This is a genomic window from uncultured Gemella sp., from assembly GCF_963525875.1.
Lineage (GTDB): Bacteria > Bacillota > Bacilli > Staphylococcales > Gemellaceae > Gemella.
Map to the genome: position 1 here is coordinate 1 of NZ_CAURMG010000079.1, position 3,203 is coordinate 3,203.

The following is a 3,203-nucleotide window of genomic DNA, read 5'->3' on the forward strand; positions in this document are numbered from 1 at the left end:
AAACAAAGAATAGCCCTAGCTCGTGGAATTATTAGAGAGAAAAAAGTAGTGCTGTTAGATGAGATAACGTCTAATTTAGATAAGGATAATGCAGAAAAAATAGAAGAACTTCTATTAACTAATCCAGAATTAACTGTAATTCTAATAACGCACAGACTAGATAATAACTCTGAACAAAGATTCACAAATGTATTGAGATTATAATTTCCTAGGAAATAAATTTGCTAGCCATTTTTGAAGTCAAATAAAAAGTAATAAATATCCCAATCTTACAAAAGTGTAAGGTTGGGAGCTTTTTTGTAAGGAAAATCGATAGAATCTGTAAGAAAAGTAAGGTAGAATATAAATATAAACAACGAGGAAGTTGTAGAAAAGTTCGAACTAGGAAGATAAGATAAAATAAAAAGAATTCAGGAGTGATAAAAATGTTATTAGAAGTCAACAATGTAAGAAAAGTTTATACAACAAGATTAAGTACTCAAAGTACAGAAGCGTTAAAAAATGTAAATTTTGCAGTAGATAATGGTGAATATGTAGCGATTATGGGAGAAAGCGGAAGCGGTAAAACTACCTTATTAAATATTATCGCAACATTCGATAAAGCAACGTCAGGAAATGTGAATTTAAACAATTTAGATTTAAGCAAGTTGAAAGATAAAGACTTAGCGAATTTCCGTCGTGACAATCTAGGATTTGTCTTCCAAGATTTTAACCTACTGGATAATTTCTCTATAAAAGATAATATCTTATTACCGTTAGTGCTAGCTAATAAAAAATATAAAGATATGGAACAAAGATTAGAGAAAGTAACTAAACCTTTAGGAATTGATAAGTTAATCAATAAGTTCCCATATGAAGTATCTGGTGGTCAACGTCAAAGGGTTGCTGTAGCTCGTGCGATTATTACGAATCCAGCATTAATCTTAGCGGATGAACCCACAGGAGCATTGGATTCAAAATCAACAGATCAACTGTTAGAAGTTTTTGAAAAACTTAATAATGTAGGACAAACAATAATTATGGTTACGCACTCTGTGAAAACAGCAGCTCGTGCTAAACGTGTATTATTTATTAAAGATGGGGTAGTTTTCCATGAACTTAGAAAAGGAAATGCGACTACGAGTGAGATGTTCCAAAAAATTAATGACACGTTAACTTTAATGCAGGCAGGTGAGTAAGATGAGCTTCTTTTATAGCAAATTTGCTTTAAATAACCTTGTAAAAAACAAACGATTTATAATACCTTATGTATTATCTACAATTTTCACAATAATGTCGTTTTATATTTTGTCATCTCTGGCATTTGGGGATAACTTAAACAAACTTCCAAACGGTATTGAGGCGACAAAACAGGTATTAAGTCTGGGAATAATTGTAATAGCGATTTTTTCTACAATATTCTTATTTTACACTTACAGTTTTTTAGTAAAACGTAGGGTAAAAGAATTTGGATTGTATGCCGTGTTAGGTATGACAAAAAAACAAATAGCGAAAATTTTAGTGCTAGAAACGATTTTTATCGCGATAACTACCATAGTAGTGGGTATTGGATTAGGTATTTTATTCGATAAACTTATGCTGTTAATACTATTGAAATTATTCTCAGCAACGGTTACTTTCGGTTTTAGTATTACGCCGATAGCTATAGTATTCTCAGTATTATTATTCGGAGGAATATACTTCTTATTATTACTTTATACTGTTATAAAAATAGCTAGACTTAGAATAGTAGCTCTATTAAAAGATGAAAATAAAGGTGAAAAAGAACCGAAATCAAGATGGATTTTAGCGATAATCGGTTTAGCATTAATCGGTTATGGTTATTATACAGCGCAAACGGTAGAAAATCCTATAAAAGCAATAACAGTATTCTTCTTTGCCGTAATTGCAGTAATTATAGGTACATATTTAGTGTTCATGGCAGTAAGTATTACAGTACTAAAAATCATGAAAAACAATAAAAACTTCTACTACAAACCTAAAAACTTCATCAGCGTTTCTGGATTATTATACAGAATGAAGAGAAATGCGGTAGGATTAGCGAATATCTGTATATTATCTACAATGGTTCTTGTAACTATGGGAACAACTTCAGCGTTATATGCAGGTATGGAAAAATCTTACAACGAAAGATTTCCAAAACAATTAATGGTCGCAGGTTATCATTCTACTAGTGATAAATTGAAAGAAATTGAAAATAATGCAAAAACAGCAGCTAAAGAAGCGGGAACTGAAGTGGAAGATATGGTTTCATATAATTCAGTACCGATGGTAGGAAGACTATCGAATGATAAATTCAAGGCAGAAGCTAATCTAGGGGTTGACTTAGCTAATGTGAAAATGATAACTGTCCTTGAATTAAAAGATTATAACAAGGTAGCTAATAAAAATAAAACATTAGAAAGTAACGAAATTTTCTTACATATTGATAAAAAAGGTAATTATGACCACAATACTATTTCACTAAATGGTAGTGAGTATAAAATTAAAGAAAAATTATCAGAGTTTCCAGGAGCAATAGGTTCAGCAGCAGCGAATATTATTGATACTTACTACGTTGTTGTAAAAGATGATAAAGAAGCGGAAAAAATAGCTACACAATTAGCTGCGAGAATGGACGAACTTAGTAAACAAAACCCAGATAGTAGAGGAATAAGTATAGCAACTGGAACAGCTACAGTTCAAAACTACGTTGCATTTAATATTAAAGACACTACTAAAGAAGCTAAGGTAATCGAAAGTTTTAAAAAATTAGAAAAACAAGTGGGAATAGAAATAGAAGGGAAAGATGAAAATAAACTTACATTTAGAGGAGTCTTTGCATCATTCCTATTCATCGGGGTGTTCATAAGTTTAATATTTGTAACATCTCAAGTGGTAATCATGTACTACAAACAAATCTCAGAAGGATATGAAGATAAAGGTAACTTTGAAATCATGAGAAAAGTAGGTATTACAGATAAACAGATTAAACAATCAATAAGATCGCAAGTACTGTTAATCTTCTTCTCACCATTAATCATAGCGACACTACATACGATAGTAGCATATCCATTTATCGAGAAAATCTTAAGATTATTCTTAATAACAGATAGCAGCATATTCTTACAGGCGCTTGCTGTGACGATCGTAGTCTTCGCAATCTTCTATCTAATAGTTTATGCAATAACATCAAAAATTTACTATAGAATTATAAAAGAATA

2 protein-coding genes and 1 pseudogene are annotated in these 3,203 nt (G+C 31.0%); all 3 read left to right on the forward strand.

What is annotated here, in order from left to right:
- A pseudogene (locus tag RWQ73_RS07860) lies at window positions 1-204 on the forward strand (ABC transporter ATP-binding protein); the annotation flags it as partial.
- A gap of 221 nt (window positions 205-425) precedes the next feature.
- Window positions 426-1,178 (forward strand): ABC transporter ATP-binding protein, encoded by a 753-nt coding sequence (locus RWQ73_RS07865; RefSeq protein ID WP_314407830.1) that lies wholly within the window; start codon window positions 426-428, stop codon window positions 1,176-1,178.
- 1 nt (window position 1,179) lies between these two features.
- Window positions 1,180-3,203: ABC transporter permease (locus tag RWQ73_RS07870; RefSeq protein WP_314407832.1), on the forward strand; the 2,024-nt coding region annotated here is incomplete at its 3' end.

What these genes read in the sequence shown, in the direction of transcription:
- RWQ73_RS07865 (WP_314407830.1), top strand. Translation starts at nt 426, where the DNA reads ATGTTATTAGAAGTCAACAATGTAAGAAAAGTTTATACAACAAGATTA.